Origin of the sequence: Phyllobacterium sp., assembly GCF_037994425.1 — a bacterium.
Classification (GTDB): domain Bacteria; phylum Pseudomonadota; class Alphaproteobacteria; order Rhizobiales; family Rhizobiaceae; genus Phyllobacterium.
Genome location: NZ_JBBNAM010000051.1, coordinates 13,443 through 34,224, shown reverse-complemented (window position 1 = coordinate 34,224; position 20,782 = coordinate 13,443). Strand labels below are relative to the sequence as shown.

19 protein-coding genes are annotated in these 20,782 nt (G+C 59.3%); 15 read left to right on the top strand and 4 right to left on the bottom strand.

Translation table 11 applies throughout. The features are described 5' to 3' along the window. Positions 1-117: 117 nt before the first annotated feature. Positions 118-687 carry a DUF2239 family protein gene (locus AAAB35_RS03310; protein ID WP_340666807.1) on the bottom strand — a complete coding sequence of 190 codons (570 nt, stop codon included), beginning with the start codon at positions 685-687 and terminating at the stop codon, positions 118-120. Between the two features lie 141 nt (positions 688-828). On the opposite strand from AAAB35_RS03310, the gene lepA reads away from it, so the two are divergent. The 3 genes from lepA (at position 829) to AAAB35_RS03295 (ending at position 3,150) form a co-directional block, all read left to right on the top strand. Beyond that, positions 829-2,637, top strand: a complete 1,809-nt coding sequence (lepA, locus tag AAAB35_RS03305) for a translation elongation factor 4 (protein ID WP_340666806.1) — start codon at positions 829-831, stop codon at positions 2,635-2,637. 37 nt (positions 2,638-2,674) lie between these two features. Beyond that, positions 2,675-2,866, top strand: a complete 192-nt coding sequence (locus tag AAAB35_RS03300) for a hypothetical protein (RefSeq protein WP_340666805.1) — start codon at positions 2,675-2,677, stop codon at positions 2,864-2,866. A gap of 119 nt (positions 2,867-2,985) precedes the next feature. Then, the gene (locus tag AAAB35_RS03295) at positions 2,986-3,150 is read left to right on the top strand and encodes a hypothetical protein (RefSeq protein WP_340666804.1); all 165 of its coding nucleotides are present in this window, start codon (positions 2,986-2,988) and stop codon (positions 3,148-3,150) included. Positions 3,151-3,238: 88 nt separating this feature from the next. Here the strand turns inward: AAAB35_RS03295 and AAAB35_RS03290 are convergent, their stop codons facing one another. Further along, on the bottom strand, positions 3,239-3,721 hold the full coding sequence (locus tag AAAB35_RS03290) for a hypothetical protein (RefSeq protein ID WP_340666803.1): 483 nt from the start codon (positions 3,719-3,721) through the stop codon (positions 3,239-3,241). A 275-nt stretch (positions 3,722-3,996) separates the two neighbouring features. Here AAAB35_RS03290 and AAAB35_RS03285 point away from each other — a divergent pair, with 275 nt between their 5' ends. From AAAB35_RS03285 to AAAB35_RS03240, 10 genes are all read left to right on the top strand, one after another. Further along, positions 3,997-4,338, top strand: coding sequence for a SelT/SelW/SelH family protein (locus AAAB35_RS03285; protein WP_340666802.1), 342 nt, complete (start codon positions 3,997-3,999; stop codon positions 4,336-4,338). After that, the gene (locus AAAB35_RS03280) at positions 4,328-5,287 is read left to right on the top strand and encodes a sugar-binding transcriptional regulator (protein ID WP_340666843.1); all 960 of its coding nucleotides are present in this window, start codon (positions 4,328-4,330) and stop codon (positions 5,285-5,287) included. The genes AAAB35_RS03285 and AAAB35_RS03280 overlap by 11 nt, the downstream gene beginning before the upstream one ends. Positions 5,288-5,408: 121 nt before the next feature. Continuing rightward, complete coding sequence (locus AAAB35_RS03275; RefSeq protein ID WP_340666801.1) at positions 5,409-6,728, top strand: sugar ABC transporter substrate-binding protein; 1,320 nt, start codon at positions 5,409-5,411, stop codon at positions 6,726-6,728. 97 nt (positions 6,729-6,825) lie between these two features. After that, on the top strand, positions 6,826-7,698 hold the full coding sequence (locus tag AAAB35_RS03270) for a sugar ABC transporter permease (RefSeq protein ID WP_340666800.1): 873 nt from the start codon (positions 6,826-6,828) through the stop codon (positions 7,696-7,698). A 4-nt stretch (positions 7,699-7,702) separates the two neighbouring features. Then, positions 7,703-8,533 (top strand): carbohydrate ABC transporter permease, encoded by an 831-nt coding sequence (locus AAAB35_RS03265; protein WP_340666799.1) that lies wholly within the window; start codon positions 7,703-7,705, stop codon positions 8,531-8,533. An 18-nt stretch (positions 8,534-8,551) separates the two neighbouring features. Continuing rightward, on the top strand, positions 8,552-9,553 hold the full coding sequence (locus tag AAAB35_RS03260; RefSeq protein WP_340666798.1) for an ABC transporter ATP-binding protein: 1,002 nt from the start codon (positions 8,552-8,554) through the stop codon (positions 9,551-9,553). A 16-nt stretch (positions 9,554-9,569) separates the two neighbouring features. After that, positions 9,570-10,346 (top strand): L-iditol 2-dehydrogenase, encoded by a 777-nt coding sequence (locus AAAB35_RS03255; RefSeq protein WP_340666797.1) that lies wholly within the window; start codon positions 9,570-9,572, stop codon positions 10,344-10,346. 53 nt (positions 10,347-10,399) lie between these two features. Beyond that, the gene (locus AAAB35_RS03250; RefSeq protein WP_340666796.1) at positions 10,400-11,878 is read left to right on the top strand and encodes a mannitol dehydrogenase family protein; all 1,479 of its coding nucleotides are present in this window, start codon (positions 10,400-10,402) and stop codon (positions 11,876-11,878) included. Between the two features lies 1 nt (position 11,879). Then, positions 11,880-12,566, top strand: coding sequence for an HAD family hydrolase (locus AAAB35_RS03245; protein WP_340666795.1), 687 nt, complete (start codon positions 11,880-11,882; stop codon positions 12,564-12,566). Beyond that, a complete protein-coding gene (locus AAAB35_RS03240) occupies positions 12,566-14,146 on the top strand; it encodes an FGGY-family carbohydrate kinase (protein WP_340666794.1) in 1,581 nt (526 codons plus the stop codon). The genes AAAB35_RS03245 and AAAB35_RS03240 overlap by 1 nt, the downstream gene beginning before the upstream one ends. 21 nt (positions 14,147-14,167) lie before the next feature. Here AAAB35_RS03240 and polA read toward each other — a convergent pair whose 3' ends face one another. Continuing rightward, the gene (gene polA / locus AAAB35_RS03235; protein ID WP_340666793.1) at positions 14,168-17,122 is read right to left on the bottom strand and encodes a DNA polymerase I; all 2,955 of its coding nucleotides are present in this window, start codon (positions 17,120-17,122) and stop codon (positions 14,168-14,170) included. Between the two features lie 480 nt (positions 17,123-17,602). Between polA and AAAB35_RS03230 the strand changes: the two genes are divergently transcribed. Together AAAB35_RS03230 and AAAB35_RS03225 are read left to right on the top strand one after the other, a co-directional pair. Further along, a complete protein-coding gene (locus AAAB35_RS03230; protein ID WP_340666792.1) occupies positions 17,603-18,991 on the top strand; it encodes a M20/M25/M40 family metallo-hydrolase in 1,389 nt (462 codons plus the stop codon). 17 nt (positions 18,992-19,008) lie between these two features. Then, entirely contained in the window at positions 19,009-19,626 is a 618-nt protein-coding gene (locus AAAB35_RS03225) for a ribonuclease D (protein ID WP_340666791.1), read from the top strand. Between the two features lie 12 nt (positions 19,627-19,638). Here the strand turns inward: AAAB35_RS03225 and AAAB35_RS03220 are convergent, their stop codons facing one another. Then, entirely contained in the window at positions 19,639-20,754 is a 1,116-nt protein-coding gene (locus AAAB35_RS03220) for an acyltransferase family protein (protein ID WP_340666790.1), read from the bottom strand. Between the last annotated feature and the right edge of the window lie 28 nt (positions 20,755-20,782).

Here is a 20,782-nt window from a genome sequence, read left to right as displayed (position 1 = left end):
CACGACGGCCTCGAACGAATCTAGGAGCCGGCTCACAAGCCTACACAAAAAGTAACGCAAGTTCCGTGCCAACTCGCATAGTAAGCGCAAGGAGATGAGCGGGCCGAGAGATTGCGGTTATGCTGGCCCGTCCGGCCAGTCGAAGGCCGGCTCGCTTAACCTCCGGGCATGGTCGCGCACGTCTGCCGGCCAGCCCTCGGTCAGTTCGGTGAAGCGCTGGTAGTTACCGGCATAGAGCGCCCGGGCGACCTCCTCATAATGCGGAAGGTCACCGGCCATCGCCAGCATGAAGCGGTCGGCCGCCTCCTGTGCCTGCCGCTTGCGCTCGCGCCCCGCCGTGGCACTCCGCGCGGCATCGACGAGCTTGCGCAGCGTAACGGATGCGCCACCCGGTTGGCGGGCGAGCCATTCCCATTGCCGCGGCAACAGCGTTACTTCACGGGCTGTGACGCCAAGCTTCGGCCGCCCCGGCCGGCGCTGTGCGGCTGGGACGAGCCGCGCGGCGATGTCCGCCTCCGTGCCCGACAGGTCGAAATCTACCTGCCTCCCGCTCGCGTCCTCGAAAATGAGGATCGTGCCGTCAGCGCCGCCCCGTTTTTTAACGTTCAGCGCCACTTCGGCGGGGGTGCCGCTCGCAATTTTCTGAGTGCCTTCGAAGGCCGTCACTGTCTGTGTTTCATCTTCCATGTCGATTTCCTTGTGTTATGACGGCTTTTACCCGGGTAAAATACCTCGGTCAATATACCCGGGTAAAATTATCCGCAGCGATCCTTGGCGCCATGCGCTCGCGCCCTTCCAAATCTGCCGGAAATGCTCTATGTGGCGCTCATGACCACACCACTCGACCACATCCGCAATTTCTCCATCGTCGCGCATATCGACCATGGCAAATCCACCCTCGCCGACCGCCTGATCCAATCGACCGGGGGGCTCGACCTGCGCGACATGAAGGAGCAGGTGCTCGACTCGATGGATATCGAGCGCGAACGCGGCATTACCATCAAGGCGCAGACTGTCCGCCTCAACTACAAGGCGAAGAACGGCGAGGACTATGTCCTCAACCTCATCGACACGCCCGGCCACGTCGATTTCGCCTATGAGGTGTCGCGCTCGCTCTCGGCCTGCGAAGGCTCGCTGCTCGTCGTCGACGCCAGCCAGGGCGTCGAGGCGCAGACGCTCGCCAATGTCTACCAGGCCATCGACAACAACCACGAGATCGTCGTGGTCCTCAACAAGGTCGACCTTCCTGCCGCCGAGCCGGAGCGCATCCGCGAGCAGGTCGAGGAGGTCATCGGCATCGATGCGAGCCAGGCGGTGCTGATCTCCGCCAAGACCGGCCTCGGAATTCCCGATGTGCTTGAAGCCATCGTCAACCAGCTGCCGCCGCCACGTGAGGGCGACCGCAACAAGCCGCTGAAGGCGATGCTGGTCGACAGCTGGTACGACGCCTATCTCGGCGTCATCGTGCTCGTGCGCATCATCGACGGCGTGCTCAAGAAGGGCCAGACCATCCGCATGATGGGCACCGACGCCAAGTACCCGGTGGAGCGCACCGGCGTCTTCACGCCGAAGATGCTGGCTGTCGATGAACTGGGCCCGGGCGAATTCGGCTTTATCACCGCCTCGATCAAGGAAGTCGCCGACACCCGCGTCGGCGATACCATCACCGAGGACAAGCGCCCGACCGCCGAGATCCTGCCGGGCTTCAAGCCCGCGCAGCCGGTCGTTTTCTGCGGTCTCTTCCCGGTCGATGCGGCGGATTTTGAGGACTTGCGCGCTGCCATGGGCAAGCTACGCCTCAACGACGCCTCGTTCTCCTTCGAAATGGAAAGCTCGGCGGCGCTCGGCTTCGGCTTCCGCTGCGGCTTTCTCGGGCTTCTGCATCTTGAGATCATCCAGGAGCGGCTCGAGCGCGAGTTCAATCTTGACCTCATCGCCACGGCGCCGAGCGTCGTCTACAAGCTCAACATGACCGACGGCACGCAGCGCGAATTGCACAATCCCGCCGACATGCCGGAAGTGATTAAGATCGCCTCCATCGAGGAGCCGTGGATCCGCGCGACGATCCTGACGCCCGATGACTATCTCGGCGCGATCCTCAAGCTCTGCCAGGACCGGCGCGGCATCCAGATCGATCTCAACTATGTCGGCAAGCGCGCCATGGTTACCTATGACCTGCCGCTCAATGAAGTGGTGTTCGATTTCTACGACCGGTTGAAATCGATCTCCAAGGGCTATGCCTCGTTCGATTACCACCTCTCCGACTATCGCGAGGGCAACCTCGTCAAGATGTCGGTGCTGGTCAATGGCGAGCCTGTCGACGCATTGTCGATGATGGTGCACCGCGGCGCTGCCGAAAAGCGCGGCCGCGACCTTTGCGAGAAGCTGAAGGACCTCATCCCCAAGCACATGTTCAAGATCCCGATCCAGGCGGCGATCGGCGGCACGGTTATCGCCCGCGAGACCATATCGGCGCTACGCAAGGACGTGACGGCCAAGTGCTATGGCGGCGACGTGACGCGCAAGCGCAAGCTTCTGGAAAAGCAGAAGGAAGGCAAGAAGCGCATGCGCCAGTTCGGCAAGGTTGAGATTCCGCAGGAAGCCTTCATCCAGGCGCTGAAGATGAGCGATAGTTGAGGGCTGCGGCTCTCAACTCCCCCTCTCTATGTCCACGATGCGCCCAGCCACTCTCTCGCTTCTTGCCCTGATCCTGTGCAGCGCGGCGCTCGCCGGTTGCAGCACAATCCAGCCGCGCGCCCCGCGCCCAGCCACAACAATCGCACAGGGCGACGACCAGCCCGAACCACCGACGCCTGGCATCAAGCCGCTGACGGTAGAACAGGAAGAGCAGTTCGGGGCCAACTAAGCGAGTCCTCAGGCAGTTCTCTTGTATCACATACCACCCATGCAGATATTGCACTGCACAATAATGACCCCTGCGCTTACCCCTATGGCTATTGAAACTGAGCCATAAGGGAACCGGCCATGAGCTTTCTGATTGATTTTGCCATCCGCAGCCGCCGCGCCAATGACAGAGCCTATCGCGAGGCCTATGCCATGCTGCAGGGCATGAGCGCTGCCGACCGCGCCGATATCGGCATCAAGCAGGCGGATTTCGCCCGCATCGCGCGCGAGATGTCGCGCCGCTGATTTTTGCGCCCCAGCCGGGTCCCTGATGCAAGACAGGCTTGGGAGGATGCTGCCCGCGTCAATGGGTCCCGGCATGAGGCGCGCGGCGTCAAGGACGCCTTGTAAACTCCATCATCCAGTTGGTCTCCCAGGTCTCGCCGCCATCCTTGGAAAAGGCCTGCGCCCATAGCGGCTTTTCGGGCGAGGGGGTCCACAGGAAGCGCACACGCACCGGCATTGCATCATCCGTGTCGTCGCCATAGAAGACACCCTTGCCCCCGTCGAAATGGCCAATGACCGGCGGAAACATGACGTTCGCGCGACTATCTGCCCAATGCAGCGACCACGACCCGTCGCGCGGGTTGAAGAGGCGCACCGTTAGGCCGGCAAAGCCCTTGGCTGGAATATCCATCTCGTCGATATTCCCGGTATCATTCAGGATCTTGCGCACGCTCGATGACGCCACAAATTCGTCCCACTCATCCGAGCCCTTAAAACGTTGCTTGAGGCGCTGATTGCGTATGGTCCAATCGCCGATGAGGAAATCGAAATCCGCGGCGCTGCCAATCGTGTCCACCTTGGTATCCATCATTGCTTCTCCCGCCGCTGGGCTCGTTTTCAGGGAACAATATAACGCAGGTCTCCTGACAACCTTCTGTCAGGAGCTGGCAGGAGACCACTGCATGTTCGACAATCCTCTCCGCCTTCGTCCCGGGCTCGACCCGAGGATGACGGAAAGAAAACTGAGAGGGCGACGAAAGAGGCGGGATTGGCCGCGGGAGGCGTCGGAAGTATGAAGGAGTGATCGCATCCCTCGCATCCACGCACCTCTCTTCCAATAGGTCCGGAAAGTGATATCTAAAGGGCATGAGCTCAAAACCGCGCATCACCATTCACTATTGCACCCAGTGCAGCTGGCTCCTCCGCTCCGCCTGGATGGCGCAAGAACTCCTGTCAACATTTGGCGCCGATCTGGGTGAGGTAGCGCTCGTTCCTGGTACGGGCGGGATTTTCGAAATCCATGTCAATGGTGACCTGATCTGGGAGCGCAAGCGCGACGGCGGCTTTCCGGAGGCAAAAATCCTGAAGCAGCGTGTGCGCAATATCGTCTGGCCCGAGCGCGACCTTGGCCATTCGGATGGGCATAGGCGAGCCCCAGCCAGCGACGAGCAGCGCGAGGAGCTTAATGGCGGGGCAGATAATGAGTAAGCCGGAACTTACAGCGACGCGGCTCGACGATGCGGCCCGCGCCGGCTGGCTCTATTATGTTGCCGGCAATACGCAGGATGAGATTGCCGCTAAGCTCGGCATTTCGCGCCAGTCGGCGCAGCGCATGGTTTCGCTCGCCATCTCGGAAGGGCTGGTGAAGGTAAGGCTCGACCATCCGATCGCCCGCTGCCTCGACTTGGCCGCGCAGTTGCGCGACCGCTTCGGGCTGAAGATGACCGAGGTGGTGCCGACCGATCCCGGCTCGAGCTCGACGACCCTCGGTGTCGCCGATGCCGCGGCGGCGGAAATGACGCGCTGGCTAAGGACGGAAGCCCCGATCGTGCTCGGCATCGGCACCGGCCGCACGCTCAAGGCGGCAATCGAGCAGCTTTCGCCGATCGAATGCCCGCAACACAAGGTGGTGTCATTGACCGGCAATATTTCGCCGGACGGATCGGCGGCTTATTACAACGTTATTTTCAACATCGCCGACAAGATCAAGGCGCGCTCCTTCCCGATGCCGCTACCGGTCATTGCTTCTTCGCCGGAGGAGCGTGAACTCCTGCATGCGCAGGCAATGATACGTCCGGTACTTGAACTTGCCGCCACGGCCAATGTTGCCTTCCTCGGTATCGGCGATCTCGGCGATGAGGCCCCGCTTTTCGTCGACGGCTTTATTTCGCGCACTGAACTTGATGAGTTGCGCCGGGCTGGGGCGGTGTGCGAGATCATCGGCCGCGCATTCGATCGCAACGGCATCCCCATTGCCGGGCTTACAAATGCCCGCGTCGCCAGCGCGCCCATACCCTCCTGCGAGACCGCAATGGTCATTGCAACAGCTATGGGCTCACGCAAGATGCAGGGAATTGCAGCTGCCATAAAAGGCAAACTTATCAATGGCTTGATTACCGACGAGCAGACGGCAGAAATGCTTCTCGCCAGCAAGTAAACACCTGCGGGTTGTACGGAATGCTGCAATGCAGCGACGAATTGCGCTTGACTTGCTTCGCGGTTGTGTGAGTATTTGCCCAAGAAGCTAGCAATTGCTCAAAACATTCGGGAGGAATGAAATGTTAACGAGAACGCTACTGCTCGGGGCCGCGTCGGTGCTCGCCATGGCGAGTTTCGCCCATGCGGAAACCACGCTGACCATCGCTACCGTCAACAATGGCGACATGGTCCGAATGCAAAAATTGACCGACGACTTTTCCAAGAAGAATCCCGACATCAAGCTCGAGTGGGTGACGCTCGAGGAAAACGTGCTGCGTCAGCGCGTGACGACCGACATCGCCACCAAGGGTGGCCAGTACGACATCTTGACGATTGGTACCTATGAAGTGCCGATCTGGGCCAAGCAGAAATGGCTGCTGCCGCTTGATGGTCTTGGCAAGGATTACGACGCGGACGACCTGTTGCCGGCCATCAAGGACGCCGTCTCCGTCGACGGCAAGCTCTACGCATCGCCGTTCTATGGCGAGAGCGCCATGGTCATGTACCGCACGGACCTTGCAGAAAAGGCCGGCGTGAAGATACCCGAAAAGCCAACCTGGGAACAGATCGCTGAAGCCGCGAAGAAGATGACGGACAAGTCGACCGAGACCTATGGCATCTGCCTGCGCGGCAAGGCCGGCTGGGGTGAAAACATGGCGCTTCTGACCGCCATGGCCAATTCCTACGGCGCACGCTGGTTTGACGAGAAGTGGCAACCCCAGTTCGACCAGCCGGAATGGAAGAAGGCGCTTACCTTCTACGTCGATCTGATGAAGGAAGCCGGCCCTCCCGGAGCATCCTCGAACGGCTTCAATGAAAACCTCGCGCTGTTCCAGACCGGCAAGTGCGGTATCTGGATCGATGCGACGGTCGCTGCATCCTTTGTGACCAACCCGAAGGACTCCAAGGTTGCCGATAAGGTGGGCTACGCGCTCTTCCCCACCGGTGATGCCGGCGCCGACAATCACGGCAATTGGCTCTGGGCCTGGAACCTTGGTATCCCCGCAGGCACTCAGAAGGCGGAAGCCGCGCAGAAATTCGTCTCTTGGGCAACCGACAAGGCCTATACGGAACTCGTCGCCAGCAAGGAAGGCTGGGCCAACGTTCCTCCGGGTACGCGCAAGTCGCTCTATGCCAACCCGGAATATGACAAGGCCGCACCGTTCGCCAAGATCACGCTCGACGCGATGAACGCTGCCAATACCAGCAAGCCGACGGTCAAGCCTGTGCCCTATACAGGCGGCCAGTTCGTGGCGATCCCCGAGTTCCAGGGTATCGGTACGGCCGTCGGTCAGCAGTTCTCGGCAGCGCTTGCGGGCTCCGTCAAGGTCGACCAGGCCCTGCAGAGCGCCCAGCAACTCACCACCCGCGAAATGACCAAGGGCGGCTATATCAAATAGGATCCTCCTGGCCTCGGACGGTTCGCTGACGCAAATGTCAGTGGGCCGCCCGAGCCTCTTTGCATTCTCGTAATGGCAAACGCATTGGAACCTGACCATGGCCACGCTTCAGACACGCGCTACTGCCCGTATCATGATGTCACCGGCTGTCATCCTTTTGTTTCTCTGGATGATCGTGCCGCTCGTCATGACGCTGTATTTCTCGTTCCTGCGCTACAATCTGCTGATGCCCGGAACCGAGGAATTTGTCGGCTTCCTCAACTATCAGTACTTTCTGACTGATCCCGCTTTCTTCACCGCGCTTGGCAATACGCTTGTCCTGGTGGGCGGCACGCTGCTCATCACCGTGATCGGCGGCACTCTCCTCGCGCTGGTGCTTGATCAGCCGTTCTTCGGTCAGGGTATTGTCCGCCTTCTTGTGATCGCGCCATTCTTTGTCATGCCGACTGTGTCTGCGCTGGTGTGGAAGAACATGCTGATGCACCCGGTCAACGGCCTCTTCGCATGGATCGCGCGATCCTTCGGTTTCCAGCCGATCGACTGGTTCGCCGAGGTGCCGCTGTTCTCGATCATCCTCATCGTCGCCTGGCAGTGGCTGCCGTTTGCGACGCTGATCCTTTTGACCGCCCTGCAGTCGCTCGATGGCGAACAGATCGAAGCGGCCGAAATGGATGGCGCGGGCGCGCTGTCACGTTTCTTCTATCTGGTGCTGCCGCACATGTCCCGCGCGATCACGGTCGTAATTCTGATCCAGACGATCTTCCTTCTCAGCGTCTTTGCCGAGATTCTGGTCACGACCAATGGCGGGCCGGGAATCCAGACGACGAACATCACCTACCTGATCTATGCGCAGGCGCTTCTGCAGTTCGACGTGGGCGGCGCATCTGCAGGCGGTATTGTTGCAGTGATCCTCGCCAATATCGTCGCCTTCTTCCTCATTCGCCTCATCGGCAAGAACCTCGAGAGGTAAGATCATGGCTAGAGCAATCTCGACACGTCGCAAGCTGACGTATTCGATCCTTGGCTGGGGGTTCGGTCTGCTGATCTTTTTCCCGATCCTGTGGACGTTTCTCACAAGCTTCAAGACAGAGGGCGCCGCCGTAGCGACCCCGCCACAATTTCTGTTCTTCGACTGGACCCTTGAGAATTATCACGAGGTGCAAGCTCGCTCCGACTATATGAAGCATGTCACCAATTCGATCGTGATTTCTGTCGGCTCAACACTGATCGGCCTCGCGCTGGCGATACCTGCTGCCTGGGCAATGGCCTTTTCGCCGACAAAGCGCACCAAGGACGTCCTGATGTGGATGCTGTCCACCAAGATGATGCCTCCGGTCGGCGTGCTGGTGCCGCTTTACTTGATCTTTCGCGATTGGGGCCTGCTCGATACGAGGCTTGGACTAGTCGCTGTCCTGACCATGATCAATCTGCCGATCATCGTCTGGATGCTCTATACATATTTCAAGGAAATACCCGGTGAGATACTCGAAGCAGCTCGCATGGACGGTGCATCGCTGCTGAAGGAGATCGTTTATGTGCTGACGCCGATGGCGGTGCCGGGAATCGCCTCGACCATGCTCCTCAATATTATCCTCGCATGGAACGAAGCATTCTGGACGCTCAATCTGTCCGCTGCGAATGCTGCGCCGCTCACCGCTTTCATCGCATCCTACTCGAGTCCGGAAGGCTTGTTCTGGGCCAAGCTGTCAGCCGCATCCACAATGGCGATCGCCCCCATACTGATCATGGGCTGGTTCTCGCAAAAGCAACTGGTACGCGGCCTGACCTTCGGCGCGGTGAAGTAAGATTTCAGGGAGGACATAATGGGAAGCATTACACTGCAAAAAGTATCGAAGTCGTTTGGGACGACATCGGTCATTCCGGAAATCGACCTTGACATCAACGATGGAGAGTTCGTCGTCTTCGTCGGTCCTTCAGGCTGCGGAAAATCGACGCTGCTGCGCATGATCGCCGGCCTCGAAGACTTGAGTGGCGGGCGCATCGTCATCGACGGCAAGGATATGTCGAGTGAAGCGCCAGCCAAGCGCGGGCTTTCGATGGTGTTCCAGTCCTACGCGCTTTACCCGCATATGAGCGTCTATGGGAACATTGCTTTCCCGCTCAAGATGGACGGGCAGGACAAGGCCGCGATCGACAAGAAGGTCAAGGATGCAGCCAATATTCTCAACCTTACCAATTATCTCGATCGCAGGCCGGGCCAACTCTCCGGAGGCCAACGCCAGCGCGTCGCCATCGGCCGGGCGATCGTGCGCCAGCCCAAGGCATTCCTGTTCGACGAACCGCTTTCAAACCTGGACGCGGCGCTGCGCGGTAACATGCGTCTCGAAATCAGCGACCTGCATCATCAGTTGAAGACGACGATGATCTATGTGACCCACGATCAGATCGAGGCCATGACCATGGCCGACAAGATCGTCGTGCTCAACGCCGGGCGGATCGAGCAGGTTGGTTCGCCGCTCGACCTTTATAGAAGCCCGCGTAACCTCTTCGTTGCCGGATTCATCGGCTCGCCGCGCATGAATTTCATCGAAGGCGCAGAGGTGGCCAAGTACAAGGCGGTGACAATCGGCATACGCCCCGAACACCTGCGCATCTCGACAACGGAAGGCGCATGGCCGGGTACGGTCGGCGTCACCGAGCATCTTGGCTCCGACACGTTAATTCATGTCCAGTCAGATGGGATCGGCAAGATCACGGTGCGGACCGACGGCGATTTCCCGGTCGAGCAGGGGCAGAAGGTCTACATCACGCCAGAGGAGCGCCGCGTGCATCGTTTTGACGCGAACGGACAAGCCATCCAGTAACCAAGAGCAACACGAAATGAACAGACTTGCAGGCAAGACAGCATTCATCACCGGGTCGGCCCGCGGCATCGGCCGTACATTTGCTGAGGCTTATTTACGCGAAGGTGCAGCCCATGTGGTGATTGCCGACATCAATCTGGAACGCGCCCAGGCGACGGCGAATGAACTTGGCGACGGCGCCTACGCGGTTCGCCTCGACGTCACGGACCAGACATCGATCGACGCGGCCGTCAAGGAAACCGTCGACAAGTTCGGCGGTATCGACGTGCTCGTCAACAACGCGGCGCTCTTCGATCTTGCTCCCATCGTCGACATTACGCGCGAAAGCTATGACAAGCTGTTTGCGGTCAATTTCGCCGGCACCTTGTTCACGTTGCAGGCTGTCGCGAAGGTGATGATTGCGCGCGGCAAAGGCGGCAAGATCATCAACATGGCGAGCCAGGCCGGGCGACGCGGCGAGCCGCTGGTAGCGATCTATTGCGCGACGAAAGCGGCGGTCATCAGCCTTACCCAGTCGGCGGGGCTCAACCTTATCGAGCATGGCATCAACGTAAACGCGATAGCCCCCGGTGTTGTCGATGGCGAGCACTGGGATGGCGTGGACGCATTGTTTGCCAAGTACGAGAACCGGCCGCGCGGCGAGAAGAAGCGCCTCGTCGGCGAAGCGGTGCCATACGGGCGCATGGGCACCGCTGACGATCTAAAAGGCATGGCGATTTTCCTCGCCAGCAGTGAAAGCGATTACATCGTTGCTCAAACCTACAACGTCGATGGCGGCAACTGGATGAGCTGAGACTCCCGGCCCCGATGCCGGCTCAAATTACGCAAGAAAAGGGGTTATGCCCGATGACTGTCAAACTCTCGCAAAGCGCGCTCAAGCAACTGCCGAAGTCTGTCGGCGTTCCGAGCTACGATCAGGCTGACCTCAAGGCCGGCATCGTCCATTTCGGCATAGGCAATTTCCATCGTGCGCATCAAGCGGTCTATCTCGACGAATTGTTCAATGCGGGATCCGATCATGAATGGGCGATCGTCGGAGCGGGTGTTCTTCCCTCAGACGAGGCGATGCGACAAAAGCTTGCCGATCAGGATTGGCTGACGACAGTCGTCGAACAGGACAGCGGACACCGTATTGCGCACGTGACGTCTTCGATGATCGATTATCTGAAACCGGCTGACACGGAGGCGACGATTTCACGCCTCGCAGACCCGGCCATCCGCATCGTGTCGATGACCATTACCGAGGGCGGCTACTTTATCGATCCGGCGTCTGGCGTTTTCAATCCGAAGTATCCAGCCATTGTCGCGGACGCGGCTAACATCAAGAGCCCGAAAACGATCTTCGGCCTTATTCTTGCCGGGCTGATGCGCCGCCGGGATGAGGGCACAAAGCCCTTTACGGTCATGTCCTGCGATAACATTCCCGGCAACGGACATGTGACCAGCGACGCGGTGAGCGGTCTCGCGGCGCTCATCGATCCGAGCCTGGCGCAGTGGGTAAAGGACAATGTCGCCTTCCCGAACAGCATGGTCGATCGCATCACCCCGGCGACGACCGATCGCGAGCGCCAGATGCTGGCGACAGATTTCGGCGTCGAGGACAATTGGCCAGTCTTTTGCGAACCCTTTAAGCAATGGGTGCTCGAAGATCACTTCCCGACCGGACGCCCGGCGCTCGAAAAAGTCGGCGTCACCTTCGTCAAAGACGTCGCGCCCTATGAGCTCATGAAGATCCGCATTCTCAACGGCGGCCATGCGGCGATCGCTTATCCGGCGGCGTTGATGGACATTCATTTCGTCCACGAAGCAATGGAGGAACCGCTCATCCGCGATTTCCTGACCAAGCTGGAGCGGGAGGAAATCATTCCGGTCCTGCCGCCGGTGCCGGGTATGCCTTTCGATGATTATTTCGACCTGATCGTCAGGCGCTTTTCCAATCCCAAGATCGGCGACACGATCCAGCGGCTTTGCCAGGATGGCTCCAACCGCCAGCCGAAGTTCATCCTGCCGACCACCGCTGACCGCTTGAAGACAGGCAAGAGCATAACCGGCCTTGCGCTGGTCTCGGCATTGTGGTGCCGCTTCTGCGCGGGGACGACTGACACTGGTAAGCCAACGAACTACCTCGATGCAAGTGCCGACAGGCTCAAAGTCGAGGCGCTCAAGGCAAAGGACGATCCGAAAGAGTTCCTGGCTATGAGCGATATATTCGGAGAGGTCGGGACGACGCCGGTATTCGTCGAAACATTCACGCGCCATCTTCGCACCCTCTGGAACAAGGGTACGCGCGAAACGCTGCAGCTCTATCTTGCCGGCAAGCTCTGAGATGGCCAAACCCGCTCTTGTCATTTTCGACTGCGATGGCGTGCTCGTCGACAGCGAGCCAATTTCGATTGCGGTCCTGCTTGACATGATCGCCAAGAGCGGCACGACCCTGTCCGAGGAAGATGCCTATGACCGCTTCCTCGGGCGCAGCATGACGACCATAAGCAAGATCCTCCATGAAGACTATGGCTTTGCCGCAAGCGATGCCGATCTCGACGAGATGCGGGCAAATCTCTTCGCCCGTTTCAAACGCGACCTCAAACCAATCCCCGGGATAGCCGAAACGTTGCGAGCGCTCGACATACCGCGCTGCGTCGCCTCGTCGAGCCAGCCCGATCGTATCCGTCTTTCGCTTCAACTGACTGGACTCATCGACCTTCTTGACCCGCATATATTCAGCGCCACCATGGTAAAGCATGGCAAGCCTGCCCCCGACCTTTTCCTCTTCGCGGCCAAGACGATGAAGGCAGATCCTGAGGACTGCGTGGTGGTGGAAGACAGTCCCGCTGGCATCGAAGCCGCAAAACGAGCTGGCATGCGTGTCTTCGCCTTTACCGGTGGCACGCATTCCCGCGGCGGACGGCTGGAGGCGGCACTTGCGTCTCTCAACCCAGACCGTATATTCAACGACATGTTGCAATTGCCCGGCTTGCTCGCCTCGCAGGAAGCCACACCGAAAGTTCGTTGATGCCGAAATTCGCCTGTGCGGTCGATGTTGGTACCGGAAGCGCCCGCGCGGGTATTCTTGACGCAAATGGCAATCTGCTCGGGCGTGTGGAACATCCGATCCTGATGAACCGGCCGATGGGCGACCATGCCGAGCACGATTCAGAGGACATCTGGAAATCCGTCTGCATCGCGGTCCAGGGCGCTGTTTCACAATCAAGGGTGAGCCCATCCGACATAGTGGGGATCAGCTTCGACGCGACCTGTTCGCTTGTGGTCCGCGACATGGAGGGCGCGCCACTCACCGTGTCAACGTCTGGCCAAAATCGTTGGGACACGATCGTTTGGCTCGACCACAGGGCGCTCGAAGAGGCTGATGAATGTACCGCGAGCCGCCACAAGGTGCTGGATTATCTTGGAGGTGTCATGTCGCCGGAGATGCAGACGCCGAAGCTGATGTGGCTGAAGCGGCATTTGCCGGAAACCTGGAACAGAGCTGGCTACTTTTTCGATCTTGCCGACTATTTGACCTGGAGAGCGACAGGGTTTCTTGCCCGCTCCCAATGTACCCTGACCTGTAAATGGGCCTATCTTGCGCATGAGGAACTCGGTTGGCAGCCGGACTTCTTCGAGACGTTGGGCATCCCTGACATGATCGAGCGCGGTAACCTGCCGAAGCGCGCAAGTCCGGTCGGAACCGATGTCGGTGCATTGACGCCGGAAGCTGCCGGCGCGCTTGGACTAACAACGGCATGTCATGTCGGGGCCGGGCTTATCGACGCCTATGCCGGGGCGCTGGGCGTGCTTGCCGGATTCGCCGGTGATCTATCGCAGATCGACCGCCACCTTGCGCTCATCGCCGGGACTTCCAGCTGTGTCATGGCGCTATCGCCGGAGCCTATATCCTTCAGTGGCGGATGGGGACCCTATTTCGGCGTCGCATTGCCGGATTGCTGGCTGAGCGAGGGCGGACAATCGGTCGCCGGCGCCCTGCTCGACCATATAATTCGCTGGCATGGTGCGGTTGGCGAGCCGAATTCGGCACTTCACAAGAAGATCACCGACCGTGTCATGGAACTGCGTGCCAGCGAAGGTCTCGACTTGGCCGGCCGGCTGCATGTCCTCCCGGATTTTCACGGCAATCGCTCCCCGCTCGCAGATCCCCATGCCGTCGGTGTCATCAGCGGCCTGACGCTCGACACCTCATTCGACAGTCTTTGCCGGCTATACTGGCGCACCTGCGTCGCAATCGCCCTCGGCGTCAGGCACATTCTCGATGCGCTGAACGACAAGGGCTATGCCATTGACACGATGCATGTCACCGGCGGCCACATCAAGAATCCGCTGCTCATGGAACTATATGCAGACGCCACCGGGTGCACCGTCGTGACATCCGCCGCGGAAGATGCAGTGCTGCTTGGTACCGCCATGGTTGCGGCGAGGGCAGCCGGCCTCTATCCCGATCTCCCGTCAGCTTGCCTGGCGATGAAACAAGGCGGCCGCGCACGCCAGCCGAATGCCGACGCGCGCAAACGCTTCGACCGCGACTATCGCATCTTTCTCGAAATGCATGCCCAGAGAAGAGTGCTCGACGCGCTCTAGAGCCCTCTGCCCGGGAACGTCCTAGTGGGCTTCGTCCCAATTGTGGGCAGCGCGCGCGTCCACCTTGAGCGGTACGGATAGGGAAACTGCGGGCATCGCTGCGTTCTCCATCACGTCGCGAATGACGGGGATCGTCGCCTCCACCTCACCCTCGGCTGTTTCAAAAATCAGTTCGTCATGCACTTGCAGCAGCATGCGTGCCGAGAGCTTCGCCTCGTCCAGAGCTGATTCCATCCGCACCATGGCGCGGCGGATGATGTCGGCGGCTGAACCCTGGATAGGTGCATTGATGGCGGCCCTTTCATTGAAAGCGCGGTGCTGGGGGTTGGAGGACCTGATTTCCGGATAATGTGCGCGGCGTCCGAAGATCGTCTCGACATAGCCGTGCTGGCGGGCGAAGGCCTTGGTCGATTCCATATAGTCCTTGATGCCGGGGAACCGCTCGAAATAGGTGCGGATATATTGGCCCGCTTCCTCGCGCGGGATCGACAACTGATTGGCAAGCCCAAAGGCTGAAATGCCGTAAATGATGCCGAAATTGATCGCCTTGGCGCGGCGGCGAACTTCCGCCGGCATATCCTTGACTGGAACGCCGAACATTTCCGACGCAGTCATCGCGTGAATGTCGATGCCGTCGGCAAATGCCTTTGTGAGCTGCGGAATCTCGGCGACATGCGCGAGAACGCGCAGTTCGATCTGGCTGTAATCGGCGGAGATCAGCTTGTTTCCGGGTTCAGCAATGAATGCCGTACGGATCTTGCGTCCCTCCGCCGTGCGCACCGGAATATTCTGCAGATTCGGCTCCGATGAGGAAAGACGGCCCGTTGATGTCGCCGCGAGGGCATAGGATGTGTGGACGCGCTTGGTGCGCGGATTGATATATCCAGGGAGTGCATCGGTGTAGGTGGATTTGAGTTTCGTCAGTTGGCGCCAGTCGACGATCTTGCGCGGCAGTTCATGCCCTTCCGCGGCAAGTTCTTCCAACAATTGAGCAGTGGTCGACCATTGGCCGGTCTTGGTCTTCGTGCCGCCGGGCAAGCCCATCTTGCCGAAGAGAATATCGCCCATCTGCTTGGGTGAGCCGATATTGATCCTCTCGCCGGCGAGCTTGTAGATCTCGTCTTCGATTGCGGCCGCTGTTTGGGCAAAATCGCCGGAAAGACGGGAAAGAATTTGTCGATCGACGGAGATGCCGCGCTCCTCCATGCGGGCAAGTACGGGGATGAGCGGCCGCTCCAGCCGCTCGTAAACCGAGGCGACACTGGCATCGGCCAGCCGTGGCTTCAACAGGCGCCATAGCCGCAGCGTGACGTCAGCATCTTCGCCCGCATATTCCGTAGCGCGCTCGATAGCGACCTTGTCGAATGTTACCGACGACTTACCAGAGCCAATCAGTTCCTTGTAGGCCATCGGCTTGTGGCCGAGCCAGCGATCGCAGAGGGCGTCCATCGAGTGGCTGCCTTCGCCGGCGTCGAGCACGTAGGAAATGAGCATCGTATCGTCTAGCGGATGAAGGTCGATGCCGTGCCGATGCATGATCAGCCATTCATATTTCATGCCGTGCGCGATCTTGAGCACCGAACGGTCCTCGAGCAGCGGTTTCAGACGGAGAAACACTTCCTGCCCGGGTATCTGCCGCTCGACCAAACCCCCGCCCAGCAAATCCCCGTCCCCGGATTTGTGGTTGATTGGAATATAGGCGGCGCGGCCCGGGCGCGTCGCCAATGAAATCCCGACGACATCGGCCTGCATCGGATCGGGCGAATTGGTCTCCGTATCGAAAGCGATGATACCGGACGCCATCGCCTCGTCGATCCAGACATCTAATGTCGCGACATCACGGATCGTGACATAGGCGGTGCGGTCGAAACGGGCCGCAAGTGCCTCGTCGGTGCGCGATTTGACAAGATCGGCGGGCGTCGCGGTAAAATTGCTGTTACTGGATCGCGCCGTGGGCGATGCGGTCGCTTCCGGTACCTTGTTCCCCGCCGGCTCGTACTTCGCGGGCTCGACATCGAGGTCCGGACCATGGGCCTCGGCAACCGCCTCGATCTTCAATCGCTCAGGCGCGATCTCGCCAGCGTCTACGCCGGTGGCCTCAGCGGCGCGCCGTGTCAGCGCGTTGAACTCCATCGCCTTCAGGAAGGCGATCAATTTCTTGCCATCCTGCGGCTCGAGTCCGAATTCTTCGAGCCCGACCTCGACAGGCGTATCCTTCTTCAGCGTAACGAGTTTGCGGGAGATGCGCGCCTGCTCGGCATGTTCGATGATATTTTCCCGCCGCTTCTGCTGCTTGATCTCGGCCGCGCGTTCCAGCAGCGTATCAAGATCGCCGAACTCCTCAAGGAGTTGCGCAGCCGTCTTCGGGCCAATGCCAGGGATACCCGGCACGTTGTCGGTGGAATCGCCGGTCAGCGCCTGCAGGTCGATCATCTTTTCCGGCGGCACGCCCCACTTTTCGATGACGTCCGGTATGCCGATCTGCTTATCTTTCATGCTGTCGTACATCGACACATTCGGCGTCACGAGCTGCATCAAATCCTTGTCGGACGAAATGATGGTGACTTCCGCGCCGGCTTCTTCGGCCATGCGCGCATAGGTTGCGATCAGATCGTCGGCCTCGTAGCCGTTCATTTCGATGCAGGGCAGGTTGAAGGCCTTCGTCGCTTGGCGGATCAGGCCGAATTGTGGAATGAGGTCTTCAGGTGGGGCCGAACGATTGGCCTTGTATTCCGGGTAAATCTCTTTGCGAAACGTGTGCGACGAATAATCGAAGATGACGGCAAAGTGCGTCGGCGTGTCCCGTACGGATGTATCTCGTGCCTCGCGCAACAGCTTCCACAGCATGTTGCAGAAACCCGAGACCGCTCCAACGGGAAGGCCGTCCGATTTGCGCGTCAGGGGCGGGAGAGCGTGATAGGCCCGGAAGATGTACCCGGAACCGTCGACGAGGAAGAGATGATCACCTTTTTTCATGGGCGATAGGATTAAATGATGATCCTGGAAAATGGAATGACGTGGAGATTTCTTTCAACGAAAGATCGCTGCCAACTGACGTATCCTGACAGAAGTGCGATCATGGGCGCGCACATCATCGCACTTGGCCAGGCTCGAAAAACAGCTCACGGATCCATCACACGTTTGTTACAAAGATGTAATCTTCTGTGCCCTTGAATTGCCACGGTTTGCCTCCCAAATCCAGGGTGTCGACGTTAGATCGATGTCCGGACTAAAGGCTCGTCCCCCGCCTGACTCCGGACTGCGGGCCAACCCCATCCCCCCTCTCCAGGGTTGACCGCAAATGAGTGTAGTGATCTGGTCGCCTGTGGTCCCCCCGCCACGGCGGCCATTTCTTTTGGGCTTTCGGACAAGCCAAATTTTTGTGCCCCGGTCCATAAAATGCGCTAATAAGAACTCCCTTCACGAGTCTCGGTCCACAGATAATCAGGAAATGCCATGCCAGCTCTCGAACCCGTTTTGAACGCGCTTGACGACCATCTCGACAAAAGCTTGGAGCGACTTTTCGAGTTGTTGCGGATCAAGTCGATCTCGACGGATCCGGCATACAGTGCTGAGTGCCGCAGGGCCGCCGAGTGGCTCGTCGCCGATCTCAAATCCATCGGTTTCGACGCGAGTCTCCGCGATACTCCCGGACATCCGATGGTTGTGGCGCACCATGATGGCCGCAGCGCCGATGCGCCCCATGTACTGTTTTACGGCCACTACGACGTGCAACCCGTGGATCCCCTCGAACTTTGGGAAAATGATCCCTTTGCTCCGGCAATCAAGGATGCGGGCAATGGCCGCAAAATTCTGACCGGCCGCGGCACTTCCGACGACAAGGGTCAGCTCATGACTTTCGTCGAGGCTTGCCGCGCCTATAAGCAGGTGCACGGCGAACTCCCTGTGAAGGTAACGATCCTGTTCGAAGGCGAGGAAGAGTCGGGTTCGCCGTCACTGAAACCCTTCCTGAACGCGCACAAGGATGAACTGAAGGCCGACTTCGCTCTTGTCTGCGATACCAGCATGTGGAATGCGGAAACGCCGGCGATATCGGTGGGCCTGCGTGGCCTTGTCGGCGAAAACATCACGGTCAAAGCCGCCGACCGCGACCTTCATTCCGGCATGTTCGGAGGGGTCGCAGCCAATCCGATTCATATCCTCGCCAGGGCGCTGGCTGATCTGCACGACGAGAATGGGGCGATCACGATTCCAGGTTTCTATGACGGTGTGGAGGAGACGCCGACACAGATCCTGCAGATGTGGGAAGGGCTCGGCACAACGCCGGAGAGCTTCCTTGGCCCTGTCGGTCTCTCCATGCCATCAGGCGAGAAGGGCCGCTCTATCCTAGAACTGGTCTGGGCGCGTCCGACCGCCGAAATCAACGGCATTACCGGGGGCTATACCGGCGCGGGCTTCAAGACCGTGATCGCGGCGGAAGCCTCAGCCAAGGTCTCGTTCCGCCTGGTTCACAAGCAGGATCCGGCCAAGGTTCGCGAAGCCTTCCGTGCCTTTGTCCGTGCGAGAATACCAGCGGACTGTTCGGTGGAATTTCACGAACATGGCGGTTCGCCAGCGATCCAGCTTGCCTACGAATCCCCACTACTGACGAAAGCCAAGAATGCCCTGAGCGACGAGTGGCCGAAGCCGGCGGTGCTCATCGCCATGGGTGGCTCGATCCCGATCGTCGGCGATTTCCAGCGCATGCTCGGCATGGATTCACTGCTCGTCGGTTACGGCCTTGAAGATGACCGCATCCACTCGCCAAACGAGAAGTATGAGCTGAACTCGTTCCACAAGGGACAACGCTCCTGGGCGCGCATCCTTGACGCACTTGCACGGTAATTGAAAGAGATATGAAGATGACGATTCGCTTCCACCGCAACGACCTGCCCGACCTCAGCCGCTATCAGGTCGATGCGGTCGCCATTGACACGGAGACGCTGGGCCTCAATCCGCATCGTGACCGGCTTTGCGTCGTCCAGATATCGCCGGGCGATGGTTCAGCGGATGTCATTCAGATCGATAGGGGGCAAAAGACGGCACCCAATCTCGTCAAGATTCTCGGCGACAACGCCATCACCAAGATCTTCCACTACGGCCGCTTCGATCTTGCGGTGTTGTTTCACAGCTTTGGCGTGATGCCGAAGCCGGTCTACTGCACCAAGATCGCCTCACGCCTGTCGCGTACCTATACCGACCGCCACGGGCTGAAGGACCTTTGCAGCGAATTGCTCGAAGTCAATCTATCGAAGCAGCAACAATCTTCCGATTGGGCGGCTTCGGAGCTGTCGCAGGCACAATTGGAATACGCCGCCTCCGATGTCCTCTACCTGCACCGGGTACGGACGATCCTGCAACAGCGCCTCGTGCGTGACGGCCGTGCCGAAGAGGCGGCGGCTTGCTTCGAATTCCTGCCGACACGCGCCAAGCTCGACCTCATGGGTTGGGAAGAGCAGGATATTTTCGCCCACAGCTAGACGGCGAGTTGCTTATTCGGCTGAGGCGAGCGCCTGTCTTGGGGCGGGAGCCCGGTCGATATGGGCCCATTGCGGCCGCTTGAACAGGAACTGTCCATAGCCGCTCCACTGAATCAGCCCGTAAAGGATAACCGGGCCGATGACCCCGCTGATCACCGTCAGCAGCGAGATCGTGCCGATATCAGTGATGATGCCGAGCTTTAAGAGGATGGTGCGGGCGATCGCCATCGGCAGGAAGAAGGCCAGATAGACGACAATCGAATGGGCACCCAACCAGCGCAGTGGCCTGACGATCCAGCTCTGCCGGGCAAGTGATCCCGCTATCAGCGCCGATACCGAAACGATAGCGAGTGCGCCGGCAAATCCGGCGGCGAGCGAAATCAACGGCACGCTGCTCCAGCCACCGAGACCTCCCGACGTATAGGACTCTTGGGGGATCCAGGCGGCGAATGGTTCGACCGCCGGGTGGAAGACCAGCCAGCCATTGATGAGGGCCCAGATGCCAAGAATGGCAAGGGCAGTCGCCGGCCGCTCCCGAAGCCAGCCAGCAAAGCGGAAGATGACTGGCGCAAAGGCATATCCGGCGAAGAAATAGACATACCGGCTGCAGAATTCGTCGATCACCAGCCAGCCGGTGTGGATCGGTAGCGTTTCAAGCGCTGCAGCGAGGAGGAGCACAAGCCAGACGTTTACATTCCTGATGAGGCGGGTGACAACGAAGAATACCGGCAGGAGATAGATGAACCACAATGTTCCGAAGGGCTGGATGAAGGAAAGGAGATAGGCCGAAATCGCACCGTCAACGCCGCTTTCCGCAACGATTCCCGGCACCTTGAACAGAAACTGGATCGTCAGCCAGAGCACGTAGAAATAGGCGAAATGCACGATTTTTCGGTCTGCGTACCGCAGCCAAGGCCGATCGATGACCAGGCCGAGGAACAAGCCCGAAATCATGAAGAAGTCCGGCATGCGGAACGGCTGCGCAAAGGCGACGACCGCATGCATCCAGCCGCGTGCCCCTGCTTCATTCTCGACGCCAAGCACCGAATGCATCATGACGACAAAGATAATACAAATGCCTTTGGCAATATCGACCCAGTCGACACGCGTTTCTTCAGCGATATTCATGACGTTTTTCCCCAAGCCAACGCTCCCT

Excerpts from the sequence above, each read along its gene's own strand:
- AAAB35_RS03310 (WP_340666807.1), bottom strand. The coding sequence starts at position 687 with ATGGAAGATGAAACACAGACAGTGACGGCCTTCGAAGGCACTCAGAAA.
- AAAB35_RS03300 (WP_340666805.1), top strand. The coding sequence starts at position 2,675 with ATGCGCCCAGCCACTCTCTCGCTTCTTGCCCTGATCCTGTGCAGCGCG.
- AAAB35_RS03290 (WP_340666803.1), bottom strand. The coding sequence starts at position 3,721 with ATGATGGATACCAAGGTGGACACGATTGGCAGCGCCGCGGATTTCGAT.
- AAAB35_RS03245 (WP_340666795.1), top strand. The coding sequence starts at position 11,880 with ATGGCCAAACCCGCTCTTGTCATTTTCGACTGCGATGGCGTGCTCGTC.
- AAAB35_RS03285 (WP_340666802.1), top strand. The coding sequence starts at position 3,997 with ATGAGCTCAAAACCGCGCATCACCATTCACTATTGCACCCAGTGCAGC.
- AAAB35_RS03260 (WP_340666798.1), top strand. The coding sequence starts at position 8,552 with ATGGGAAGCATTACACTGCAAAAAGTATCGAAGTCGTTTGGGACGACA.
- AAAB35_RS03250 (WP_340666796.1), top strand. The coding sequence starts at position 10,400 with ATGACTGTCAAACTCTCGCAAAGCGCGCTCAAGCAACTGCCGAAGTCT.
- AAAB35_RS03220 (WP_340666790.1), bottom strand. The coding sequence starts at position 20,754 with ATGAATATCGCTGAAGAAACGCGTGTCGACTGGGTCGATATTGCCAAA.
- AAAB35_RS03240 (WP_340666794.1), top strand. The coding sequence starts at position 12,566 with ATGCCGAAATTCGCCTGTGCGGTCGATGTTGGTACCGGAAGCGCCCGC.
- AAAB35_RS03230 (WP_340666792.1), top strand. The coding sequence starts at position 17,603 with ATGCCAGCTCTCGAACCCGTTTTGAACGCGCTTGACGACCATCTCGAC.
- AAAB35_RS03295 (WP_340666804.1), top strand. The coding sequence starts at position 2,986 with ATGAGCTTTCTGATTGATTTTGCCATCCGCAGCCGCCGCGCCAATGAC.
- lepA (WP_340666806.1), top strand. The coding sequence starts at position 829 with ATGACCACACCACTCGACCACATCCGCAATTTCTCCATCGTCGCGCAT.
- AAAB35_RS03275 (WP_340666801.1), top strand. The coding sequence starts at position 5,409 with ATGTTAACGAGAACGCTACTGCTCGGGGCCGCGTCGGTGCTCGCCATG.
- AAAB35_RS03255 (WP_340666797.1), top strand. The coding sequence starts at position 9,570 with ATGAACAGACTTGCAGGCAAGACAGCATTCATCACCGGGTCGGCCCGC.
- AAAB35_RS03270 (WP_340666800.1), top strand. The coding sequence starts at position 6,826 with ATGGCCACGCTTCAGACACGCGCTACTGCCCGTATCATGATGTCACCG.
- polA (WP_340666793.1), bottom strand. The coding sequence starts at position 17,122 with ATGAAAAAAGGTGATCATCTCTTCCTCGTCGACGGTTCCGGGTACATC.
- AAAB35_RS03225 (WP_340666791.1), top strand. The coding sequence starts at position 19,009 with ATGACGATTCGCTTCCACCGCAACGACCTGCCCGACCTCAGCCGCTAT.
- AAAB35_RS03265 (WP_340666799.1), top strand. The coding sequence starts at position 7,703 with ATGGCTAGAGCAATCTCGACACGTCGCAAGCTGACGTATTCGATCCTT.